Below are 20,951 nucleotides of genomic sequence, written 5' to 3'. Positions count from 1 at the left end.
TTAGTCTAACAAAAGAGATTGGAGAAATAACCTATGGAGATCGAGACGGCGAAACAAGACTTAATCTTAATTGTCGATGATAATCCGACAAATATCAAAGTCCTCTTTAGCTTTTTAAAAGAATCAGGGTTTAAAGTCTTGGTGGCGAAGGATGGGGAAAGTACCTTAGAAAAGCTCAAGGAAATCACCCCAGATTTGATCTTATTAGATGTGATGATGCCAGGGATTGATGGATTTGAGACCTGTCGTCGGATTAAAGAGTCTCCCCAAACCCAGGAGATTCCGGTGATTTTTATGACGGCCTTATCCGATACGGTTGATAAAGTTAAAGGTTTGAAGATTGGCGCGGTAGACTATATCACTAAGCCCTTTCAACAAGATGAAGTGTTAGCTCGGATGAATATTCATCTTCAGTTACAAAACTTAACCCGCAAATTTAAAATTCAAAATGAACAGTTGAAAAGCTTAACAGAACAATTAGAGCAACGGGTCGAAGAGCGCACAGCTCAGTTATCGGAATCTCTACAGCAACTTCAACAAGCTCAAATTCAACTGATTCAAAGTGAAAAAATGTCCAGTTTAGGGGAGTTGGTGGCTGGGGTTGCCCATGAAATCAATAATCCGGTGGGATTTATTGCGGGAAATATTAGTATGGCGATGGAATATACTGAAGATATTTTCGATCATTTGAAGTTATATCAAAAACAGTTTACCGATCCGGGAGATGAAATTGCCGAACATGCAGAAGATATTGAATTAGATTATTTGATGGAAGATTTGCCCAATATGCTCTCTTCTATGGAATCAGGGATTGAACGAATTCGCAATATTAGTTTATCCCTGCGAAATTTTTCTCGGTCAGATAGTAATACTTGTACGGATTTGGATATCCATGAAGGATTGGAAAGTACATTAATGATTTTGAGGCATCGGTTAAAGGCAAACGATCAACGACCGGAAATTAAGGTGAATAAAAATTATGGAGATTTGCCCATTGTTAATTGCTATGCTGGCCCCTTAAATCAGGTGTTTATGAATCTTTTAGCGAATGCTATTGATGCCCTAGATGAGGAAAATGAGAAGGAACATAAAAGTTATGATTATTTGAGAGATCATCCCAATGAAATTACCTTAACAACTAAGGCGCTCAGTGGGGGGAAGGTGGAAGTTAAGATTGCCGATAATGGGCCGGGAATTCCGGAGGATACAATTAAGGATATTTTCAGCCCCTTTGTGACGACGAAACCGGTAGGAAAAGGGACGGGTTTAGGGTTATCAATTAGTCATTCTATTGTGGTGGAAAAACACCAGGGTTTTCTAGGGTGCAATTCGGAGTTAGGGAAGGGTACGGAGTTTGTGATTCAAGTGCCGGTTAAACAGGCTGATTAATGATGGATGATTGTGTTTTGCTATCCTTACTACAACTGGCGAGTCCTACTTTACCGGTAGGTGCTTACAGTTATTCGGAAGGCTTAGAAACTTTAGTAGAGGAGGGAAAAATTAGGGATGAATTGTCTTTAGAGGGTTGGTTAAGGGATGGCTTACGGTTAGGTTCTATTCGGATTGAAGGGGCGGTTTTGATCCGGGGTTGGGAGGCGATGGAAAAAGGCGATCGCCAAGCTCTATGCTATTGGAATCATTGGGTTTTGGCGATGCGAGAAACGGAAGAGTTACGGCAACAAACGGTGCAAATGGGACGATCTCTGGGTCTACTCCTGCAAAGTTTGGAACCGGATCTTGGGCCAATCCTACAGGAATTGGGGCCAGAATGGAGTTATCCCCTAGTATTTGCGATCGCCGCCCAACATTGGCAAATTTCTCCCCCAGATGCACTCTTAGCCTATCTACAAAGCTGGATTTCTAACCTGATCACGGCTGGAGTAAAACTGATTCCCCTGGGTCAAACTACGGGCCAAAAACTGCTGTTTCGGCTTCATCCCCATATTAGGGCGATCGTTCCTGAAATTCTAGCTCTAGAGGATGATAACCTTTATAGTTGTAACTGGGGCTTTGCCCTCTGCTGCATGGCCCATGAAACCCAATATACTCGACTCTTTAGAAGCTAAAAGAATAGCTCTGGTTTGCTTATGACTCAATTGCGTGTGGGAGTAGCTGGCCCGGTTGGATCGGGAAAAACGGCTTTAGTTAATTTACTGTGTCAAACCCTACGAGACCAATATCAAATTGCTGTAGTAACTAATGATATCTATACCCAAGAAGATGCCCAGTTTTTGGTGCGATCAGGTGCTTTATCTAGCGATCGCATCGTTGGTGTAGAAACGGGAGGCTGTCCCCATACGGCGATCAGAGAAGATGCTTCCATTAATTTAGTGGCGATCGAGCAACTAGAACAAAAATTTAATTATTTAGATCTGCTCTTTGTTGAAAGTGGCGGTGATAATTTAGCCGCTACCTTTAGCCCCGAATTAGTCGATATTACCCTTTATGTGATTGATGTAGCTGCTGGAGATAAAATCCCCCGCAAAGGCGGCCCAGGAATTACCAAATCCGATTTATTAGTGATTAACAAAATCGACCTCGCGCCCTTAGTCGGCGCAGATCTTCAGGTCATGGAACGGGATGCCAAAAAAATGCGCGGCGATCAACCCTTTATCTTTACCAATCTGAAAAATAATACCGGACTAGCAGAAGTCATTCAGTTTATTGAGCGCTATTTGTAATCCCTATTCCAAAGCCCAAATGATTACCCACCGGTCGTTGACGCAGGGGGATGCGGGTATGAATGGGTGCATTGAGAACCCTAAGATCTGGATCGGCCACCACCAAAGTGGTCGATCCTCCGCCATCTAAATTTAACGCCGTATCTACCCCCAATTCCACAAACAGCGCTTGTAATTCAGGTAAAGATACTCCCTCACTATAAAAGGGTTGACGGCCATCTACGACCAGAATAAACACTTGCATTCCCGATGCATCCAACCCGATCGCCGTCCGAGGATAGGGATCATCATAAAATGTTCCTGAACTTAAGGGAACTGCTTTCCCCTCCCAAATTAAAATAGTGCCTCCAGAAATACCCTCTTCGGTTTCTGGAGGACAAGCATAGCTACCGGAAATCACTGCGCGACCTGAAGAGAGGAAACAGAGAACCGGCCAACCTCCATTGACTGGGGAATATTCGATCTCATTGGCGATCGCCTGGCCCGAAATTGCCACGCGATCGCCCGATTCGGGGTAAACTTGCCAAGGGGACTTCACCTCAAACGGATAGAAAAAGCTGCCATTGATCGCCAACTGTACCCCAAATTCTCGCACAAACTCCGAAGTCGTGCGAGCGCTAATTTCCATACCATCAGCCTGTGGATCGCCCGGAGTTACCAAGGGTGGCATCTGGGCAATATTGAAGTCAATTTTGACCTGATGAATCACCAAAGGACGAGGGTTTGAGCGAATCAAACGGCTATAGGTCACCCCCGGAAACAGTTCCTGAAATTGGGGCGTGCGAGCCGGACGTGAGAGTAATAAAATCCCATAAATTCCCCCAGGAATTCCCAGGAGCAATCCAACGGCAATTAACCCAATTTTCCCCAGCCTTTTATAAAACCGTTTACCCATGACTATAAAAAACCACAGCTTCAAAAGCTGCGGCCCAATGGAGTTGAGTTCATGCAAATCTGTCATCAGAAAGAAGACAACCTAACCGCCAGCTACTGCGGGGACAATACTCACTTCATCCCCATCGCTCAGGGTAGTTTTTGTATTATCTAAGAAGCGAATATCTTCTTCTTTCACATAAATATTCAGGAAGCGGCGAACTTTTCCCGACTCATCGCAGATTCGGTTTTTAATCCCTGGGTACTTTGTTTCCAAAGCATCGATGAGTTCAGCAACTGTGACGGCTTCTACTTCTACCGTTGCCTCATTATTGGTGTATTTTTGTAGGGGAGTAGGAATTAAAACTTTAATCATGATTGCAGTATTTCTCTCTTTTAGACTGGGGAAGATAGGGGAAAAGGTTCCCCCGTTCCGGATTATAGTTGGACTAAACTTTTAGACCAAAACTTGTTGCCATTCTAGGCGATCGAGGGTGCGCGCCCGCTCCATGGCTCTCTCAAAGCTATCCAGGTTTGCCTCAATGGTGAGGGGTTCACCCACATACCCTTGAACCGCTTCTTGAGTTTTCAAGCCGTTGCCGGTAATGTAGGCGACGGTGGTTTCATCGGGATCAATTTTACCCGCTTCGACCAATTTTTTGAGAACGGCGATTGTGGTTCCGCCTGCGGTTTCGGTGAAGATCCCTTCAGTTTCTGCCAGGAGTTTAATCCCTTGAATCACTTCCGCATCATTAACGGATTCAATGTTACCGTTGGTTTTGCGGGCTAAATCGAGGGCATAAACTCCATCAGCAGGGTTACCAATGGCGATGGATTTGGCGATGGTGTTGGGTTTGACGGGGGCGATAAAGTCCCGTCCTTCCCGGAATGCGGAGGCGATGGGAGAGCAACCTTCCGCTTGAGCGCCACTGAAGCGCACGGCTTTATCTTCGACTAAGCCGACCTTGATGAATTCTTGGAAGCCTTTGTAAATTTTAGTGTATAGGGAGCCGGAAGCTAGAGGGGCAACCACATGATCGGGGAGTTGCCAACCGAGTTGTTCAGCGACTTCATAACCTAGGGTTTTGGAGCCTTCGGAGTAGTAGGGACGCAGGTTAATGTTGACGAATCCCCAGCCGTAAGTGTTGGCAACTTCGCTACAGAGGCGATTGACTTGATCGTAGTTGCCTTTGACGGCCATGAGGGTGGGATTGTAGATAAGGGTTCCCAATACTTTACCGGCTTCGAGGTCGGCGGGGATGAATACGCAACAGTCTAAGCCAGCATGGGCGGCGATCGCCGCAGTAGAATTAGCTAAGTTACCCGTACTCGCACAAGACACCGTAGAAAACCCTAATTCCCTTGCTCTCGACAGGGCAACCGATACCACCCGGTCTTTAAAGCTCAGGGTGGGCATATTCACCGCATCATTTTTAATATAAAGATTCTTTAGACCCAACTGCCGCGCCAACCGGTTCGCCTTCAGAAGAGGAGTCATACCCGTACCCACATCAATCACGTTATCACTCAGCAGAGGAAGGAACTGACGATAACGCCAAATGGAGTTAGGGCCCGCTTCAATGGTTTTACGGGTCACTTGCTGGCGCAAACGGTCGTAGTTATAACTGACCTCTAAGGGGCCAAAGCACTCTTCACACACATGCTTGGCTTCGAGTTCATAAGTTGCGCCGCACTCTTTACAGACTAGCTTTTCGCAGGCAGCCTGGGAACTCCGGTTTAGGGTTTCGGTGGTAAGGGTCATAACTTCGTCTTCCTCTCTGTTTAACGTGGGATTTCTGATCCTCGATTTGCATCCTATCATGGGGGTCAAGGCTCGTCAAACAATCCCGACTTTTTTAGTCGGGATTGATAAAATCCTCAATTATCAAGCTTTTCAGCCAATCGACTGACGCAAGTATGCCAAACTAGAGGAAAATGGAAAAAATAAATTTTAGATTATGGATTTTCCCAGAGCCAGACAACAGTTTTATCAAGAAATACAGCAGCCAAAAGCCTCTATCTCCCTAGCCAAGGCAGCGCTTTACATTGCGGCTGAAGACTATCCTGAACTCGATCCGGCTGAATACCTGCAACAACTCGATCGCATGGCAAAGGAGATCCAAGCCGAGCTACCGAAGGGGCGTTATCCCCTACGGATCATCCAAACCATCAATGGCTATCTCTATGAGCAGCTAGGCTTTCGGGGCAATACAGAAGACTATTACGATCCGCGCAATAGCTTCTTAAATGAAGTCCTCAACCGACGCACCGGTATCCCCATCACCCTGGCTTTAGTCTATTTAGAGCTTGCCCAACGGTTAGAATTTCCCATGGTGGGAGTCGGAATGCCCGGTCATTTTTTGATTCGTCCTGATTTTGAAGATGCGGGGATTTTTGTTGATGCCTTTCATCAAGGAGACATCCTATTTCCGGAAGACTGTGCTAAACGGTTATCCCAGATTTATGGACAACCCATTGATTGGCGACCAGAATTTCTAGCCCCTGTCAGTCCACGCCAATTTTTAGCCCGAATGCTGACGAACTTGAAAGTAATTTATCTGCAAAATCATCAAATCGATCGAGCCTTAGCTGCCATTGAACGCATTTTATTGTTATTTCCCCAAGCTCCCATGGAATTGCGAGATCGCGGTTTAATCTCCTATGAATTAGGAAACTGGAGTTTAGCCACCCAAGACTTAGAAGACTATTTGCGCTATCTCCCCCAAGCCCAAGATGGATTGATGATTCGGCAAATTTTAGCCAAAATGGAAGCCGGTCAGGGATAATTGAGTCCCATTCATCCCAACTCAAAAAACATCCCAAACTACCGATCTAGAAATCCTACTTTTTCAAGACTCCCGCTTCCCAATTGCCCTCTAACCTCGTGCCATTAGTATAAGTAAATACGCCCTGTCCCTGTTTCATGCCGTTGCGAAAATTGCCCTCATAACGATTTCCACTGGGAAAAATACAAGTGCCAAAGCCATTCAATTGCCCATCTTGAAACGCGCCACTACACTGAGTGCCATTGGCAAAATTGAGGGCCCCGCGACCATCCGGGCGACCATTACGAAAGGCTCCTTGATAGCGATCGCCATTTCCATAGACACAAACCCCTGTGCCATTCAACTGTTGATCCTGAATGGTTCCTTGACAGCGCGTTCGGGTATTCAAAACAATCGCCCCTTGGCCCTGACGCTGGCCATTCTGAAACTGTCCTTCATAGCGATATCCTCCGGGAAACGAGCAAACCCCATTCCCCTGCAAAAGACCATTACGGAATGTCCCTTGACATTGAACCCCATTGCGAAAACTCAGGGTTCCTTGACCCTGAAAGACACCCTCCACCAATTGTCCTTGATAGCGAGTGCCACTGGGAAGGGTACAAATCCCTTCCCCCGTTAAAGATTCATCACTAAAATTCCCTCGACAGAGAGAATTGGGGTTAGCTTGTGCAGGGAGGCTAAACCCACCGATAGCGGTCACCGTTGCTGCAATCAAGGCGATCGCCCATCCGTGAGGAACCTCTAGTTTGGGTTGTTCTCGCATCCGTTTCATTGCCCTTTATCCCACGATCTGGTCTTAATGTTCAAACTTCTCTATCATATAGGGTTGAAGTTGATCCGGTTTAATGGGAAAAAATTCCATTAATGGTCGTTCTAAACTTCCCCGATCCCAATCCAGATCCTAGGGAGTAATGTAGAGCGCTTGGCGCTGGTAATCGGTACTCGATAGTCTGATCCCCCATTAGGGCGATCGTCAGCCAATCGAGTCAACCCTTGTAAACCTTAGACCATCAACCCTTCTGCTGGAGTTATCGTTAATTCATTCTACCGCAACCCCATGCTGCCATTAGTTTCTGTTTTGATTTTCTCCCAAATTCCCATTCCCCCTGCTCAACCCACTCCCATACCGATCAATCCTGCCCCTCAAGCCACTCCTCGGCCCACCCCTCAACCCAGCCCGAAACCGACTCCACCTCCCCTCCCCCCTCCAGAGCGCCTAAGTCCTCTTGAACAAATTCCCCAACTCGATCTCTTGCCACAATTTGAATTTTTACAACCGACAGAAATCCGTCCCCTATCGGGGCAACTGGATCAAATTCCGGTCTTTAACAGCAATAGTCCCGAACTGGTGAAAACTGAGGGAATTCTCTTATCCACTTTTCCGAAACAGGGAATGCGCTACCCTCAAGCTCATCTGGATTATCCCTTAGAGGGCAGATTTGATATTTTTGCCCATCATATTTCCCGCGCCCGCACTGAAGAGGAACTTCGCTCATTTTTTCAAGGAATTTTAGTCTATAACCCCAGCAATAAACCGGTTACCCTAAGAGTATTGCAAGGGGCGAGTTATTTAACTCGCCCGGATGCCATTTTTATCGATTTACCAGAAATTCTTGATAATCGCTTAGGAACCATCTTTTCTGGCCCTGGAAGTCGGGCTGTAGGGGATGTTTTGCGGGGTCGCAAACAAGGGACTTGGCCCGATGTGATGGTGATTCAGCCGGGAGAAGTGCAGCAACTGATGAATCTCCCTATTCCAGCAGGAACGGTGCTTCCCACTTCCAATGGTCGCTCTACTTTATTGCGGGTACAGACAGATGGCCCGGTTTATGTGGCTAATTTAGCCATACTGTCCCCGAAAAACCCGGATGGTACGGAGCGAGTCCCCACATTGCAGGAATGGCAGAATTTATTGGTGAATGGGACTCTATCAGGGCCGAGGGATTTACGACCGACACCCATTGACAATAAAACAACGGGTTTTCCCGCTCAGTTTATTTATGGTCGTGTAGCTGGTATTTCCCAGGGTTCACAATGGACAACTACGTTAACGGATAATCCCCAGTCCCCAGATTTAACCATTCCTAAAGCGGGACGGGCGATCGCCTATGGATTGAGTTTACTCCATCGCGGTCGCTTGGGTACAGGGCAAATTCAAAGCGCTCCCATGTTAGCCCGCTATCCGGATACGGCCTATTTTGGTCATGGCAACTATGGAGTTGAATATAATTTAACTTTGCCTTTGTATAACAATACGCAGAAATCCCAAAGGGTTACAATTTCTTTGCAAACCCCCTTAAAAGATGATGGTACGCAAGGGTTGTTAATGTTTTTAGAGCCTCCAGAAGAGCGGATCTTTTTCCGGGGAACCGTGCGAATTGTACATCGGAATTCCCAGGGACAAGAGACAGAACGCTATGTGCATCTCGTCCAACAGCGAGGACAACGGGGAGAAGCCTTATTAGAGTTAACCCTAGCTCCGGGCGATCGCCAACAGGTGCAGGTCGATCTCATTTATCCCCCCGATGCTACCCCTCCCCAAGTGTTAACCATCAAAACGGAAAATTGATCGAATTGTGCAAACATATTCTGCTTTTTAAGCCAATCCGCTTAAGAAGCAGAACCAGCAACTTTTAATTCTCCTGCCATGATCCGTTTAAACACTTGATGATTGCGAACCGATTCTAAGTCCGCATCATTTTGAGCCAATTCTCGATATACGGGATTAATTTTAATGGCTCGATGCAAACTAATCAGGGAGGATTTTTGATCGCCCATCAAAGCATAACAATAGGCTTTATTGTAATGGGCATTGGCATGATCGGGCTTACACTTTAAGGCTTCATCCAGACTCGATAAGGCTTCTTTATAGCGTTTGAGTTTACCGAGGGTATAGCCTCGGTTATCCCAAGCCTCATATTTATCTGGTTGTAAGCGTAGGGCTTGTTCGTAGGAGGAAATCGCCTCATCAAAACGGTCTAATTTTTCTAAGGCATTACCCCGGTTATTCCAATAATCGGCTTTATTTCCTTCTAATTCGATCGCTCGATCGTAGGCTTGTAGGGCTTCTTCATACCGTTTTAACTCGTAAAGCACATAGCCTTTGGCATACCAAACTTCCGGATTATTCCCTTGCAAACTCAGCACCTGATTATAGGAATCTAAAGCCGGTTCATAGCGCCGCAGTTGGGCTAAAGAATTCCCGCGCTGTTGCCAAAGTAAGGGATCGTCGGCTCGATATTGAATCGCCTTATCATAGGCAGAAACCGCTTCTTCATAGCGCTGAAGTTTCACCAAGACATTGGCTAAATTCATCCAGATCAGGGGGTCAGATTGTTTATAAGCAACCGCTTTTTGATAGGATTCTAGAGATTGCTCGTATTGTTGTAATTTGGCCAGAGTTCCGCCGCGATTATTCCAGGCTTCTGGGAAATTCTCCCGTAATTTTAAGGCCCGATCGTAGGATGCGATCGCCTCTTGATGGCGATTGAGTTTGGCTAATGCACCGCCGCGATTATTCCAGGCTTCGGGAAAATTGGTTTGATGGGCGATCGCCTGATCGTACAAGGTAATAGCTTCATGATAACGACCTTGCAAAAACTGAGTATCCCCTTGCCTAAGATACTCATTGGCCGCCTTAGAATAGGATGGAGGGGGTGGGGGTTGGATTCCGACCCCATTTGTGCCATTCGTACCATTCGTAGCATTTGTAGCATTCGTACCATTTGCATCATTTGCACCATTGCTATTTTGCACTGCATTGGCTGCTTCCGTTAACCGAGGCAAAACTTCTGCCAACTTCTGATAGACTTCATCTTTAGCTTTTTCCGTCTCAGCCGCAATACCCTTTAACTGAGAAACGGCTTCTGACTTGGCTTGATTAATTTGTTGTTCTGCTAATAATTCCTTTTCCTCGATCGCCTCTAACACCGTTTCAGCCGATCCAATCGTCTGCTTCAATGAAGATACCGCATCCTGTTGAAAGCTGGCCAACTCTTGTTTATGCAGTTCTGTTTGTTGCTTTAACCGTTGCAGTTGTAGCCAAAATCCAATAGTTACCAGGGCAAAAAACAACGCCAAAAAAGCCACAAACAAGGCATTCATGGAGATCATGGTGCTAAATAGGGTCGCCTCCACTTCATCCGAGATCGCCTCCCGCACCTCTGGATCTAGCCTTCCTCCTTGTGCGATAAGCTGTTCTTCCTGTAAGGGTTCCACCTCTTGAGCGGCTGAAGGTTCAACCCCCGCTAAATTGGCTACTCCTCCCGTAGACCACAGGAGGGTAGAGAGGATTAATGCCATCTGATTGTTGATCATACGATTGAGTGCCCGTGCAAAACCTGCAAGATTTCTCCAAATTATCCCATTTTCAGTTCAATTGGCGAGTTCATTTGAATACACTCCTAGATTACCCGGTAAATAAAGCTTAAAGAACACCAAGCTTTAACCGAAAACGCATAACTATCGGGTTTAATCCATTCTGGGGCAATATCGGCACTACTGGCCTGGTGTAGGTCTTCTAAAACCGCTTTGGCTGTGGCTCCCGGATTTTTTACTGTGCCGGATAAGCCCTTCGATCCCCCAGAAGATTCGTCTAACTTTAAGGTCTTAGCGGTTTGTGTAAAGGGAGCCACACTAAAGATAATTTGGGTTTGGGCTAATCCTTCTCCACAACAGACAGTCCATTCTACGGGGGCGATCGCCTCTGGTAGAAAAATACTGGTTCCGGGGGGAATCACTAACTGCTGATTTTCTATGGCAACTTTTGGCTCCGTCTGCTCTCCAGAACTGGGGCTGGCCGTTTTAGGAGATAAGGAGACTTTAGAGGGGTGAAAGACCTTCAGGGTTCCAGAGCGATCTAAGCCAAATAACATCACATATAAGGGGCGATCCTCCTGATTATGGAGACGATAACCGATGCGAGAGCCAATCTCTAGATTGAGCAAGGAGGGGAGTTTAGCCGTCGAAGTTCGGGGAAGGGGCGATCGCCCCGGTTCCTGTCGAGCCAGAATTTGCTGTTCGGGGTGCAGTTTCTCTAAAGTGGCTCGTACTGCTAAATGGGACGATCCGCCATTAAGGGTTAACTGTAAGAGTTTCATTGCCCAAAGACTATCGAGGATGGGGGTTAACCGCCGAATGGCTGTTTTCACCGCTTCATCGGTGTCTCCCATGGTATGGGGAATTAACTCTAGTCCAGGGGAAAAGAGGCCATAGCTATTGTGTAGATTAACAGCTGGGGATATATGGGCATTAATTCCCTTACTAAACACACAATTCACCCCTTGGCTTGACTCTCCTAAGACCAAGGTAGAGATATTGGGAATCCCTGAAAAAGCACTGGTGGCATCGACTCGTTCGATGCGTTCTAAATCTTGGCAAATGCCTACCACCAAGTTTAGGGAACGGGAGAGACAGCGCACCCATTCCTGAATCAGGTCTCCTTCTTTGAGATGCAGGTCAGGGTTATTACTAGGGAGAGCTGCCGCTTTTCCTTTTAAACCTTCCAAGGAACGCAGTTCAATTAGGGGAGTTGATGCGGATGGGGAAGTGAGGGTAAATAGGGAATGGGGCTGATAGTCATTGAGGACTTCTGGAGGCAGTCCACCGAGCCATAGGGTTAAGGTTTTGCCCTCTTCGGCGATCGCCTGGATCGCCCCTTCCGCCACCTGCCGATCGCTCAGTTGCTCCTGAATCACTGTTTGGGGGTTTTCCTGGCTTTTGGCCCCGCTTAAATAGAGTTGTTCGCGATCGCCCGCCAGATTTTGCACCTGATTCGAGATTGTCGCTAAACTCACCGGTAAACGAGTGCCCACAGTAGCTAACCACAGATGCTGAGTCAGCCAATAGGTTAACAGTCCCGCATTAAACCCATTCCATTGACTCTCAAAAGCCTGTTCCCCACGCACCACACTCGCAGTGGGCAGTATCCCCGGTTCTATGGGCCGCTGAATGGGGGTAGCCGCAGAAATCACTACACCGGGTAACTGTCCGAACCGACGTTGTACCCTGAGTTGTTCGGCATCGGCGTTGAGAGTCTCCCGCAGTTGTTCTTGCAGCGCTTGCACTTCTGGGGTTAGTTCAATGGTGTTACTTTGCCAGCTCTCTTGCAAACTTGGATAGGAACGTCCCCGTAAAGTCGCCCACTGTTGTTGTTCCATGGGAGCATAACTGGTATCAAGAATCGTCACGACTTGGGTCGTTTTCAGAGATTTGAGCAACAGTTGTAGGGTCGATTCTAGCAGATCGTTAATGGGTCTTCCAGAGGCTTGTAAGGCATTGCCATCAATGGGAACTAAGGTACTTTGCAACTCCACTGGATTTTCTCCGGTCTGCACATAGCGACCATAGCCGCTAAAGTGGAAGACGACTAAATCATCGGCACGAGCTTGGCCAATTAGATGATCGATAAAGGCTGATTCAATTTTCTCACGGGTGGCTTGCTCATTGGTGAGGGTTAAGACATCACGGGGACTAAATCCTAGGCGATGGACTAACAGTTCCCGTTGTAGTTCCACATCGGTTAAGCATCCTCTTAGTTTGAGGTTTTCTGAGAGAGGATATTGATTAATGCCCACCAACAGGGCTAACTTGCGAGAGGTGGGTTTGGCGATCGCCGCTAGAGCGCGATCGCTCCACTGCCATAAACTGGCTTCACTTATGCCTAATGTGGCTAAGGCTAACCCTGCCTGCTGTAGAAATTCCCGCCGCTTCATCATCTGCCATCAGCTCTCTGCTCTCCGCTATTAGCCTATCAGCTTTTCAGCTCTTTTCGTCGATTGTCGGCGATCGGTAATGAGTAATCAGCAATCGTTTTAAATCTGTAGTTTTGGAGACTGTTTTTTCCTAAAGCACCAGCCCATCAGGTGGGCACTGCCCACCTAACCAATACCGACTTGTACAACCTCTCTAGTGCTGAATCTGCATCGCTTTAGCTAACTCTGCTGCCACTTCTGGGCGGGAAAATTCTGGCGGAGGAAGTTGACCAGACCGTAACATTTCCCGTACTTTAGTCCCCGATAAATGAATCCGGTCTTCAGGCTTACTGGGACTGGTTTTGGCCGTCGCCATCCCTCCCGTTAACTTGCAATAAAAGGCATGTTCAAATTTCATTGGCACAATGCCCAATTCTGACGGTTCAAACTCATCAAAAATATATTGGGCATCATAGGTTCCATAATAGTCTCCGACTCCCGCATGATCGCGACCCACAATGAAGTGAGTACAGCCATAATTTTTCCGCAAAATCGCATGAAAAATTGCTTCTCTAGGGCCAGCGTAGCGCATAGCCGCAGGATTAATCGCTAAAATGACCCGATCCTGGGGATAATATTTTTCCAGCAGAATTTCATAGCATCGCATCCTCACATCTGCCGGAATATCATCACTTTTGGTTGCTCCTACTAGGGGATGCAGCAATAGACCATCAACCGTTTCCATGGCACATTTTTGAATATATTCATGGGCCCGATGGACGGGGTTACGGGTTTGGAATCCGACAATAGTTTTCCAGCCTTTTTCCTTAAATGCGGCTCTGGTGTCAGCCGGGTCAATTTGATATTTGGGGAACAGGGGATGGGGGTCTCGTTGCAACAGCCAAATGGGGCCAGCTAAATTCACTTCTCCTTGTTCATAAACTACTTTTACCCCTGGATGTTTTTCGTCGTCTGTACGATAAACATTTTTGACTTCATGGGTTTTGTTATATTGATATTTCTGGGTTAATTCCAAAATCCCCACAAAGCGGCCATCCGGGTCATCTAAACGTACCCAAGATCCTTCTTTTAAGGGGTTGGCAACCTCTTCAGTTACCGATAGAGTGATGGGAATGGCCCAAGGCAGTCCATTTTGCAGATGCATGTCTGTAACTACGATTTCATAGTCTTTTTGTTCCATGAAACCGGTTAGGGGACTAAATCCACCGATGGCGATTAATACTAGGTCTGAAAAGGCTCTTTCATCTAGTTGTACCCTGGGAAGGGTATCTGCTTTTTGTAAATATTCTTGCTTTTCTTCTGGGGTAACCACTCGGTTGATGAGGTGACCGCCATGGGGAGGAATGCCGTCAGGATGAATAGTCATAAGATAAGGCGATAACTTGGAAAATTCAATAATGTTGTGCCCCATTCATCGTACCAAGTTTTGGGACGCGATCGGGAAATCGATTTCAATTAAAAATTAAAAATTAAAAATTAAAAATTAAAACGTTGTTGGGGGGGCGATCGCCGAGGGATCTGGTACATTAGGTAAGCTAACCGCTCATCATTGGGTAAAATGCACCCTTAGTCTGATGGCAATCAGGTTTGTAAGCATGGCAGGGGAATAAAACATATGGCCTTAATCGTACAAAAATATGGTGGCACTTCCGTAGGTACAGTCGATCGCATCCAAGCGGTTGCAGACCGAGTACATAGGACGGTAAAAGCCGGTAATTCCGTGGTAGTGGTCGTTTCGGCTATGGGTAAAACTACGGATGGATTAGTTAAACTCGCCTCAGAAATTTCCGCGAACCCCTGCCGCCGAGAAATGGATATGTTACTCTCAACCGGCGAGCAGGTATCGATCGCCCTCCTCAGTATGGCCCTCAAAGAAATCGGACAACCGGCCATCTCCTTGACTGGCGCTCAAGTGGGGATCGTCACAGAAAGCAATCAGCACACCCGCGCCCGTATTCTTCGCATTCATCCCCAACGGATCGAGCGCCATCTGGGGGAAGGGCAAGTCGTGATTGTGGCGGGTTTTCAAGGTATTGCCGTTTCTGAAGATACGGAGGGTGAAATCCCAGATGTAGAAATTACCACTTTAGGAAGGGGTGGATCGGATACCTCGGCCGTAGCCTTAGCCGCCGCCCTGAAGGCGAATGTTTGTGAAATTTATACTGATGTTCCGGGTATTTTAACGGCTGACCCCCGCCTGATTCCCGATGCCCAATTGATGAGCGAAATTACCAGCGATGAAATGCTAGAATTAGCCAGTTTGGGCGCGAAGGTGTTGCATCCGAGGGCAGTGGAAATTGCCCGCAACTACGGCATTCCCTTAGTCGTTAAATCCAGTTGGACGGAAGATCCGGGAACAAAAGTTACCTCTCCCAAACCCTTCCCGCGCCCTTTAGAAGGCTTAGAGCTGGTGCGCCCGGTGGATGCGGTAGAGTTTGACACCGATCAAGCCAAAGTATCTCTATTGCGCGTTCCCGATCACCCAGGGGTAGCTGCCCAATTATTCAGCGAAATTGGCGACCAGAATTTAGACGTGGATCTGATTATCCAATCTATTCATGAAGGGCAAACCAATGACATCGCCTTTACCGTCACTACTGACTCCCTCAAACGAGCGGAAGCCGTTGCTAATGCCATTTTACCGGTTCTTTCCCAGGGGTCGAGCCTCAACAGTGCCGAGGTGATGGTAGAAGATAATATCGCCAAAATTAGTATCGCCGGTGCGGGGATGATTGGCCGACCGGGGGTGGCAGCGCAAATGTTTACCGCCCTATCGACAGGGGGGGTGAATATTCTCATGATCTCAACCTCTGAAGTTAAGGTCAGTTGTGTGGTAGAAGCCGCAGATTGCGATCGCGCCGTCGCCATCCTCTGTCAAACCTTTGACGTACCCGTACAGACGGCCAAGGCGATCGTCCCCAGCAAGCAACCCCCCATCCGAGGTGTCGCCTTAGACCTCAAACAAGCTCGGTTAGCCTTGCGCCATGTCCCCGATCGCCCAGGGACAGCCGCCCAGTTATTCCAACGGTTAGCAGAACATAACATTAGCGTTGATATGATTATCCAATCCCAACGCTGTCGGGTGATTAATGGCATTTATACCCGCGATATTGCCTTCACTGTCGCCCAAGCTGATGCCCAAGCTGCTCGCAGCCTGTTAGAGAAACTAGCATCAGAATGGGGATCGCCAGAAGTCGTCGTCGATGAGGCGATCGCCAAAGTTAGCGCTGTTGGTACGGGAATGATTAATAATCCGGGTGTTGCGGCGATGATGTTTGCCGCCCTCTCCAAAGAAGGGATCAATATTCAGATGATTGCTACCTCAGAAATTAAAGTCAGTTGCGTCGTTGATCGAGATTCCGGCGTAAAAGCCTTACAAGCCATTCATGCTGCTTTTGGTCTCGCTGGTAGCCAGAAAATTACGGTTCCCGCCTAGGATCTCGGCAGCGCTTTGCCCTCTGGGTGGGGGAATGGGGGAATGGGGGAATGGGGGAGCATCTTGCTCCCTGGATTTTTAATTAGGGTATTTAAGCCGATTTGAGATGAGGAATGAGCAAGAACATCGCTCTATTGCTCCATAGCCAAAAAAAATAAGGAGAGCCATAGGACTCTCCCTACCATCAGGGTGCATCTACTTACCATATTATTACATAACAGGGGTGTGGGGTGTAACCCCTTTTTGTGATGTTTTGATGAAAAAAATGGGGTTTTTTACGCCCCATTTTTGTGCCAAAATTCCGTAATTTTTCTACTTTAATCGATGCAACGGACGAGCCAATGAATTAATTATTAAAGTACCTTTCCGGGTTATCTTGGATGATTCCGCCAATTTTACGGGAAAGTATGGAGAACTCGGCGGCAGACTTCAGTGTAAATACTGAAAAAACACCGGATCGGAGATCTCGACAGTAATATCAAGGAATGATAAAGCTTAACCATCTAACTGCTTGGCTAACAGTTGGTTGGTTAACTTGGGATCGGCTCGACCGTCGGTTTTCTTCATCATTTGCCCCACAAAGAAGCCTTTGAGCTTAGTTTTACCATTGCGGTACTGTTCGAGTTCCTTGGGATGAGCCGCCAGAACTTCGGCAATCATAGCGTTCAGGGTTTCGGGATCGGAAATTTGGGTCAACCCCTTGCTTGCCACTAATTTTTCCGGCGATCCGCCTTGGGTGATTAATTCCGGGAGCAAATCCTTGGCAATTTTCGAGCTAATGGTTTCGGCTTCAATGAGCTGAATTAACTCGGCTAAGGCTTCGGGAGTGAGGGCGATGTCGGTGATTTTCACTTTTTCGGCATTGAGATAAGCGGCAATATCGCCCATAATCCAGTTGGTGGCTAGTTTAGCGGTTCCTCCAGCAGCTAGGGTTTGCTCGAAAAAGGCCGCCACCGTGCTATCATCGGTGATCACGCGAGCGTCATAGGAAGATAGGCCGAACTCAGTTTCATAGCGATCGCGTTTTTGAGCTGGTAGTTCGGGCAATTGTCCCGCCCATTCTTGCAGTTGATCCGCAGAAACCTCAATGGGGGGTAAGTCGGGTTCGGGAAAATAACGATAGTCGCTCGATCCTTCTTTGCTCCGCATACTCACCGTGCGTTGCGCTCCTTCTTCCCACAGGCGAGTTTCTTGGAAAATGGGTTCTCCCGCTTCAATGGCTTCAATTTGCCGTTCAATTTCGTAATCAATGGCTTTTTGAATGGCGCTAAAGGAGTTCATATTCTTAATTTCCACCTTTACGCCAAATTCTTTTTGCCCGACGGGACGGACGGAAATATTGACATCACAGCGTAGCGATCCTTCTTGCATGTTGCCATCGCTCACTCCCAAATAGCGCATAATGCGGCGCAATTCTTGGGCGTATTCGGCTGCTTCTTCGCCAGAGCGCAGATCGGGTTCGGAGACAATTTCAATTAGAGGAACGCCAGCGCGATTGTAGTCTACTAGGGAGAAGGTAGAACCGGAGAGGCGATCGCTACCGCCATGGACTAATTTTCCTGCATCCTCTTCCATATGTAAGCGAGTAATGCCGATTTTTTTCCGTCTCGGTTTGCCCTCTTTATCCGCTAACTCAATTTCTAGCCACCCCTGCTCGGCAATGGGCAGATCGTACTGAGAAATCTGATAATTTTTGGGTAGATCGGGGTAAAAATATTGTTTGCGATCGAATTTGCTGTATTTGGCGATCGTGCAGTTCAGGGCTAAACCGGCTTTTACGGCATATTCTAAAACCTTCTGATTCAAAACCGGCAACACTCCGGGTAAACCCAAGCAAATGGGATCGATATTCGTGTTCGGTGTTGCACCAAAGGCTGTGGAGGAATAGGAGAAAATTTTGGTTTCGGTACTCAATTGACAATGAGTTTCTAAACCAATAATCGCTTCATACTCGGTTTTTGCAGGTGCAGCAGTGGCCATAGGTGAAGTCTTCTTGTAATTTCAGGTTAAGTTCTATTATCGCTTATCCGTCTACGGATTGAAATTGCACTCAAGTTCATCCTGGGGATGGCCAGGAGGAACAGGGGGTTGGCTCTCCGTCTGCCTAGCGGTAATAAGGGGGTTCATTGCCTGGTTTCCATTTAATGTTACAACCAAGACTGGGCTTTTGTTCGGAATTTACGGTTTTTCCGGCTAAGGTGGAGGCGATCGCCTGGCGCAAATCTCTACCGGTTACGGGAATATTGATACTGGGGCGAGAATCATCGAGTTGACCTCGGTACACGAGGTGGCGATCGCCATCAAAGAGGAAGAAATCCGGAGTACAAGCTGCTGTATAACTTTTTGCCACTTCCTGAGTTTCATCGTAGCAAAGGGGGAAGGTAAAGCCTAGTTCTTGAGCCATTTGTTTTAACTTTTCCGGGGAATCATCGGGATATTTCACCGCATCATTGGCACTAATCGCCACAATTCCTAAATCCGTATTGTGATAGTCTTTTCCTAGGCTTGACAGTTGCTCTTGAATATGCTTAACAAATGGACAATGTTGACAAATAAACATGACCACAAGGGCTTGTTTCTGGGCAAAACTCTCTAAAGAAATTATTGCTCCAGAGACCACATCTGGGAGTTGAAAGTCGGGCGCTAGAGTGCCTAACGCCAACATAGTTGATTCGGTTCTCGCCATAGGGATTAAATGTAAAAAGTCAGTTTAAATCCCTCTCTCAGGGGAGAGGGCGCTACCGGTTTTAACTGCGGTTAACTTGGGCAAGAATTTCAGCGAGAATTTCCCCTGCACCGCGTCCCCGTAACTCTTGGGCGAGATTAATCCCCAGTTGTTCGGCTTCTTGGCAACTGCCGGTAATTTGGTCACGGATCAAGCGCTGACCGTCTAAACTGGCTACCATACCTACTAATGTAAGGCGATCGCCTTCAATGGAGGTATTCACCCCGATGGGCACTTGACAGCCCCCTTCTAAGCTCCGCAGAAAAGCCCGTTCAGCCAAACAGCGATAGAGGGTGGCCTCATGTTGGATGACTTGAATAATATCCAAAATTTCCGTATCTCCCTCGCGGCACTCGATACCCAATGCCCCTTGGCCCACGGCATGGAGAGAAATATCAGAGGGAATCTCTTGTTGAATGCGATCGCTCATTTCCAAGCGTTTTAACCCTGCTGCTGCTAGAATCAGGGCATCATATTCCCCATCATCCAACTTCTTGAGCCGAGTATTCAAATTGCCTCGCACATCCTTAAACGCCAGCTTCGGGAAATGATGGCGCAATTGGGCTAAACGTCGCAAGGAAGATGTACCCACCACCGCACCATCCGGGAGGGTTTCCAAATTCTTATCCCCATACTTAGCATTCACCACCAATGCATCAGCCGGGTTTTCCCGTTCAGTCACACAACCGAGAACCAAGCCTTCCGGTAAATTAGTGGGTAAATCCTTGAGCGAATGCACAGCCAAATCCGTTTGTTTAGCCAGCATTCCCACTTCCAGTTCCTTAGTAAACAACCCCTTATCGCCAATCTTGGCCAGGGGAACATCTAAGATTTTATCCCCTTGGGTACTCATGGTTTCAAGTTCAAACTGGGTATCGGGGTAGTGGGCCTGGAGTTGAGCTTGCACCCATTCGCTTTGAACCAGAGCGAGTTGGCTTTTACGGGAACCCAGGCGTACAGTTCGGGTTGGGGTTGTAGCAGAGGAGGTCATTAATGATCGTTTTTTTGCAGATAGACTCACTCGATCTAGATTACCAGGGAATGGAGATGGAGAGATCGGAGGATGGGCAATAGACCATGACGGATAGACAAAGGATGAGATAATTGGAAGCGCTGATCTAAAAAGGAGATAACTTTGGAACGTACTTTTATCGCCATTAAACCTGACGGTGTGCAACGGGGATTAGTGGGCAACATCATCACTCGCTTTGAAAGTAAGGGTTTTAAGTTAGTCGGCTTAAAGTTGATGAATGTCAGTCGAGAGCTGGCAGAGCAGCACTATGATGTGCATAAGGAACGGCCCTTTTTCCCTAGCTTAGTAGAGTTTATTATTTCCAGCCCAGTAGTTGCTATGGTTTGGGAAGGGGAAGGAGTTGTGGCATCGGCCCGGAAAATTATTGGTGCAACCAATCCCTTAAGTGCGGAACCGGGAACCATTCGTGGTGATTTAGGGGTGAGTGTGGGACGCAATCTCATCCATGGTTCAGATGCCATTGAAACCGCTCAACGGGAAATTGCCTTATGGTTTAAGGAGGAAGAATTAGCGGTTTGGGAACCGAGTATGACTTCTTGGTTATACGAGTAGTCCCGCGACTGTACGAAAATGATGCTTTAGGTTTTTGGGCGTGCTACCGGACAAACGTCTTGCTCCCTAGACAAACGTCTTGCTCCCTAGAAAGAACAAGCGAGCCATACCTAGAAAAAACAACTAGCGAGCAAGATGCTCGCACTCCTTCT

The 20,951-nt window shown here is 47.3% G+C and carries 17 protein-coding genes; 7 read left to right on the top strand and 10 right to left on the bottom strand.

Features of this window, described 5'->3' with window-relative positions:
• The first annotated feature begins 33 nt into the window (after positions 1-33).
• From AC3FZD_RS04485 to ureG, 3 genes are read left to right on the top strand one after another with little or no spacing between them, the layout of a single operon-like run.
• On the top strand, positions 34-1,389 hold the full coding sequence (locus tag AC3FZD_RS04485) for a hybrid sensor histidine kinase/response regulator (RefSeq protein WP_488738980.1): 1,356 nt from the start codon (positions 34-36) through the stop codon (positions 1,387-1,389).
• On the top strand, positions 1,389-2,066 hold the full coding sequence (locus AC3FZD_RS04480) for an urease accessory protein UreF (RefSeq protein WP_488738979.1): 678 nt from the start codon (positions 1,389-1,391) through the stop codon (positions 2,064-2,066). Before AC3FZD_RS04485 ends, AC3FZD_RS04480 begins: the two co-directional genes overlap by 1 nt.
• Before the next feature lie 21 nt (positions 2,067-2,087).
• On the top strand, positions 2,088-2,681 hold the full coding sequence (gene ureG, locus AC3FZD_RS04475; protein WP_488738978.1) for an urease accessory protein UreG: 594 nt from the start codon (positions 2,088-2,090) through the stop codon (positions 2,679-2,681).
• On the opposite strand, the gene AC3FZD_RS04470 is transcribed toward ureG, so the two are convergent.
• From AC3FZD_RS04470 to thrC, 3 genes are all read right to left on the bottom strand, one after another.
• Positions 2,662-3,642 carry a phosphodiester glycosidase family protein gene (locus AC3FZD_RS04470; RefSeq protein ID WP_488738977.1) on the bottom strand — a complete coding sequence of 327 codons (981 nt, stop codon included), beginning with the start codon at positions 3,640-3,642 and terminating at the stop codon, positions 2,662-2,664. The genes ureG and AC3FZD_RS04470 overlap by 20 nt on opposite strands.
• A 15-nt stretch (positions 3,643-3,657) precedes the next feature.
• Positions 3,658-3,933 carry a MoaD/ThiS family protein gene (locus tag AC3FZD_RS04465; RefSeq protein WP_488740263.1) on the bottom strand — a complete coding sequence of 92 codons (276 nt, stop codon included), beginning with the start codon at positions 3,931-3,933 and terminating at the stop codon, positions 3,658-3,660.
• Positions 3,934-4,011: 78 nt separating this feature from the next.
• The gene (thrC, locus tag AC3FZD_RS04460; RefSeq protein WP_488738976.1) at positions 4,012-5,316 is read right to left on the bottom strand and encodes a threonine synthase; all 1,305 of its coding nucleotides are present in this window, start codon (positions 5,314-5,316) and stop codon (positions 4,012-4,014) included.
• Positions 5,317-5,512: 196 nt separating this feature from the next.
• Here thrC and AC3FZD_RS04455 point away from each other — a divergent pair, with 196 nt between their 5' ends.
• Positions 5,513-6,340, top strand: coding sequence for a SirB1 family protein (locus tag AC3FZD_RS04455; RefSeq protein WP_488738975.1), 828 nt, complete (start codon positions 5,513-5,515; stop codon positions 6,338-6,340).
• Between the two features lie 55 nt (positions 6,341-6,395).
• Here AC3FZD_RS04455 and AC3FZD_RS04450 read toward each other — a convergent pair whose 3' ends face one another.
• Positions 6,396-7,112, bottom strand: a complete 717-nt coding sequence (locus AC3FZD_RS04450; RefSeq protein ID WP_488738974.1) for an MORN repeat-containing protein — start codon at positions 7,110-7,112, stop codon at positions 6,396-6,398.
• A gap of 285 nt (positions 7,113-7,397) precedes the next feature.
• Here AC3FZD_RS04450 and AC3FZD_RS04445 point away from each other — a divergent pair, with 285 nt between their 5' ends.
• Positions 7,398-8,909, top strand: coding sequence for a DUF3370 domain-containing protein (locus AC3FZD_RS04445; RefSeq protein WP_488738973.1), 1,512 nt, complete (start codon positions 7,398-7,400; stop codon positions 8,907-8,909).
• Positions 8,910-8,950: 41 nt separating this feature from the next.
• On the opposite strand, the gene AC3FZD_RS04440 is transcribed toward AC3FZD_RS04445, so the two are convergent.
• The 3 genes from AC3FZD_RS04440 to sat form a co-directional block, all read right to left on the bottom strand.
• On the bottom strand, positions 8,951-10,657 hold the full coding sequence (locus tag AC3FZD_RS04440; protein ID WP_488738972.1) for a tetratricopeptide repeat protein: 1,707 nt from the start codon (positions 10,655-10,657) through the stop codon (positions 8,951-8,953).
• Positions 10,658-10,743: 86 nt separating this feature from the next.
• On the bottom strand, positions 10,744-13,056 hold the full coding sequence (locus AC3FZD_RS04435) for a caspase family protein (protein ID WP_488738971.1): 2,313 nt from the start codon (positions 13,054-13,056) through the stop codon (positions 10,744-10,746).
• A 190-nt stretch (positions 13,057-13,246) separates the two neighbouring features.
• On the bottom strand, positions 13,247-14,419 hold the full coding sequence (gene sat / locus AC3FZD_RS04430; protein ID WP_488738970.1) for a sulfate adenylyltransferase: 1,173 nt from the start codon (positions 14,417-14,419) through the stop codon (positions 13,247-13,249).
• 249 nt (positions 14,420-14,668) lie between these two features.
• Between sat and AC3FZD_RS04425 the strand changes: the two genes are divergently transcribed.
• Entirely contained in the window at positions 14,669-16,489 is a 1,821-nt protein-coding gene (locus tag AC3FZD_RS04425) for an aspartate kinase (protein ID WP_488738969.1), read from the top strand.
• Positions 16,490-16,984: 495 nt separating this feature from the next.
• Here the strand turns inward: AC3FZD_RS04425 and gatB are convergent, their stop codons facing one another.
• From gatB to hemC, 3 genes are all read right to left on the bottom strand, one after another.
• Positions 16,985-18,469 (bottom strand): Asp-tRNA(Asn)/Glu-tRNA(Gln) amidotransferase subunit GatB, encoded by a 1,485-nt coding sequence (gene gatB, locus AC3FZD_RS04420; protein WP_488738968.1) that lies wholly within the window; start codon positions 18,467-18,469, stop codon positions 16,985-16,987.
• Positions 18,470-18,593: 124 nt separating this feature from the next.
• Positions 18,594-19,175, bottom strand: coding sequence for a thioredoxin family protein (locus AC3FZD_RS04415; protein WP_488738967.1), 582 nt, complete (start codon positions 19,173-19,175; stop codon positions 18,594-18,596).
• Positions 19,176-19,236: 61 nt separating this feature from the next.
• Positions 19,237-20,205 (bottom strand): hydroxymethylbilane synthase, encoded by a 969-nt coding sequence (gene hemC / locus AC3FZD_RS04410; protein WP_488738966.1) that lies wholly within the window; start codon positions 20,203-20,205, stop codon positions 19,237-19,239.
• 144 nt (positions 20,206-20,349) lie between these two features.
• Here hemC and ndk point away from each other — a divergent pair, with 144 nt between their 5' ends.
• Entirely contained in the window at positions 20,350-20,799 is a 450-nt protein-coding gene (gene ndk / locus AC3FZD_RS04405; RefSeq protein WP_488738965.1) for a nucleoside-diphosphate kinase, read from the top strand.
• Positions 20,800-20,951: the final 152 nt, after the last annotated feature.

The sequence above is a fragment of the Roseofilum sp. KMC-1 genome, assembly GCF_057802075.1.
The sequence above is the reverse complement of the archived record's forward strand: the minus strand, read 5'-3'. Positions and strand labels throughout refer to the sequence as shown.

What these genes read in the sequence shown, in the direction of transcription:
- AC3FZD_RS04415 (WP_488738967.1), bottom strand. Translation starts at nt 19,175, where the DNA reads ATGGCGAGAACCGAATCAACTATGTTGGCGTTAGGCACTCTAGCGCCC.
- gatB (WP_488738968.1), bottom strand. Translation starts at nt 18,469, where the DNA reads ATGGCCACTGCTGCACCTGCAAAAACCGAGTATGAAGCGATTATTGGT.
- AC3FZD_RS04445 (WP_488738973.1), top strand. Translation starts at nt 7,398, where the DNA reads ATGCTGCCATTAGTTTCTGTTTTGATTTTCTCCCAAATTCCCATTCCC.
- AC3FZD_RS04480 (WP_488738979.1), top strand. Translation starts at nt 1,389, where the DNA reads ATGATGGATGATTGTGTTTTGCTATCCTTACTACAACTGGCGAGTCCT.
- AC3FZD_RS04440 (WP_488738972.1), bottom strand. Translation starts at nt 10,657, where the DNA reads ATGATCAACAATCAGATGGCATTAATCCTCTCTACCCTCCTGTGGTCT.
- thrC (WP_488738976.1), bottom strand. Translation starts at nt 5,316, where the DNA reads ATGACCCTTACCACCGAAACCCTAAACCGGAGTTCCCAGGCTGCCTGC.
- hemC (WP_488738966.1), bottom strand. Translation starts at nt 20,205, where the DNA reads ATGACCTCCTCTGCTACAACCCCAACCCGAACTGTACGCCTGGGTTCC.
- AC3FZD_RS04485 (WP_488738980.1), top strand. Translation starts at nt 34, where the DNA reads ATGGAGATCGAGACGGCGAAACAAGACTTAATCTTAATTGTCGATGAT.
- AC3FZD_RS04450 (WP_488738974.1), bottom strand. Translation starts at nt 7,112, where the DNA reads ATGAAACGGATGCGAGAACAACCCAAACTAGAGGTTCCTCACGGATGG.
- sat (WP_488738970.1), bottom strand. Translation starts at nt 14,419, where the DNA reads ATGACTATTCATCCTGACGGCATTCCTCCCCATGGCGGTCACCTCATC.
- AC3FZD_RS04470 (WP_488738977.1), bottom strand. Translation starts at nt 3,642, where the DNA reads ATGACAGATTTGCATGAACTCAACTCCATTGGGCCGCAGCTTTTGAAG.
- AC3FZD_RS04425 (WP_488738969.1), top strand. Translation starts at nt 14,669, where the DNA reads ATGGCCTTAATCGTACAAAAATATGGTGGCACTTCCGTAGGTACAGTC.
- AC3FZD_RS04455 (WP_488738975.1), top strand. Translation starts at nt 5,513, where the DNA reads ATGGATTTTCCCAGAGCCAGACAACAGTTTTATCAAGAAATACAGCAG.
- AC3FZD_RS04435 (WP_488738971.1), bottom strand. Translation starts at nt 13,056, where the DNA reads ATGATGAAGCGGCGGGAATTTCTACAGCAGGCAGGGTTAGCCTTAGCC.
- ureG (WP_488738978.1), top strand. Translation starts at nt 2,088, where the DNA reads ATGACTCAATTGCGTGTGGGAGTAGCTGGCCCGGTTGGATCGGGAAAA.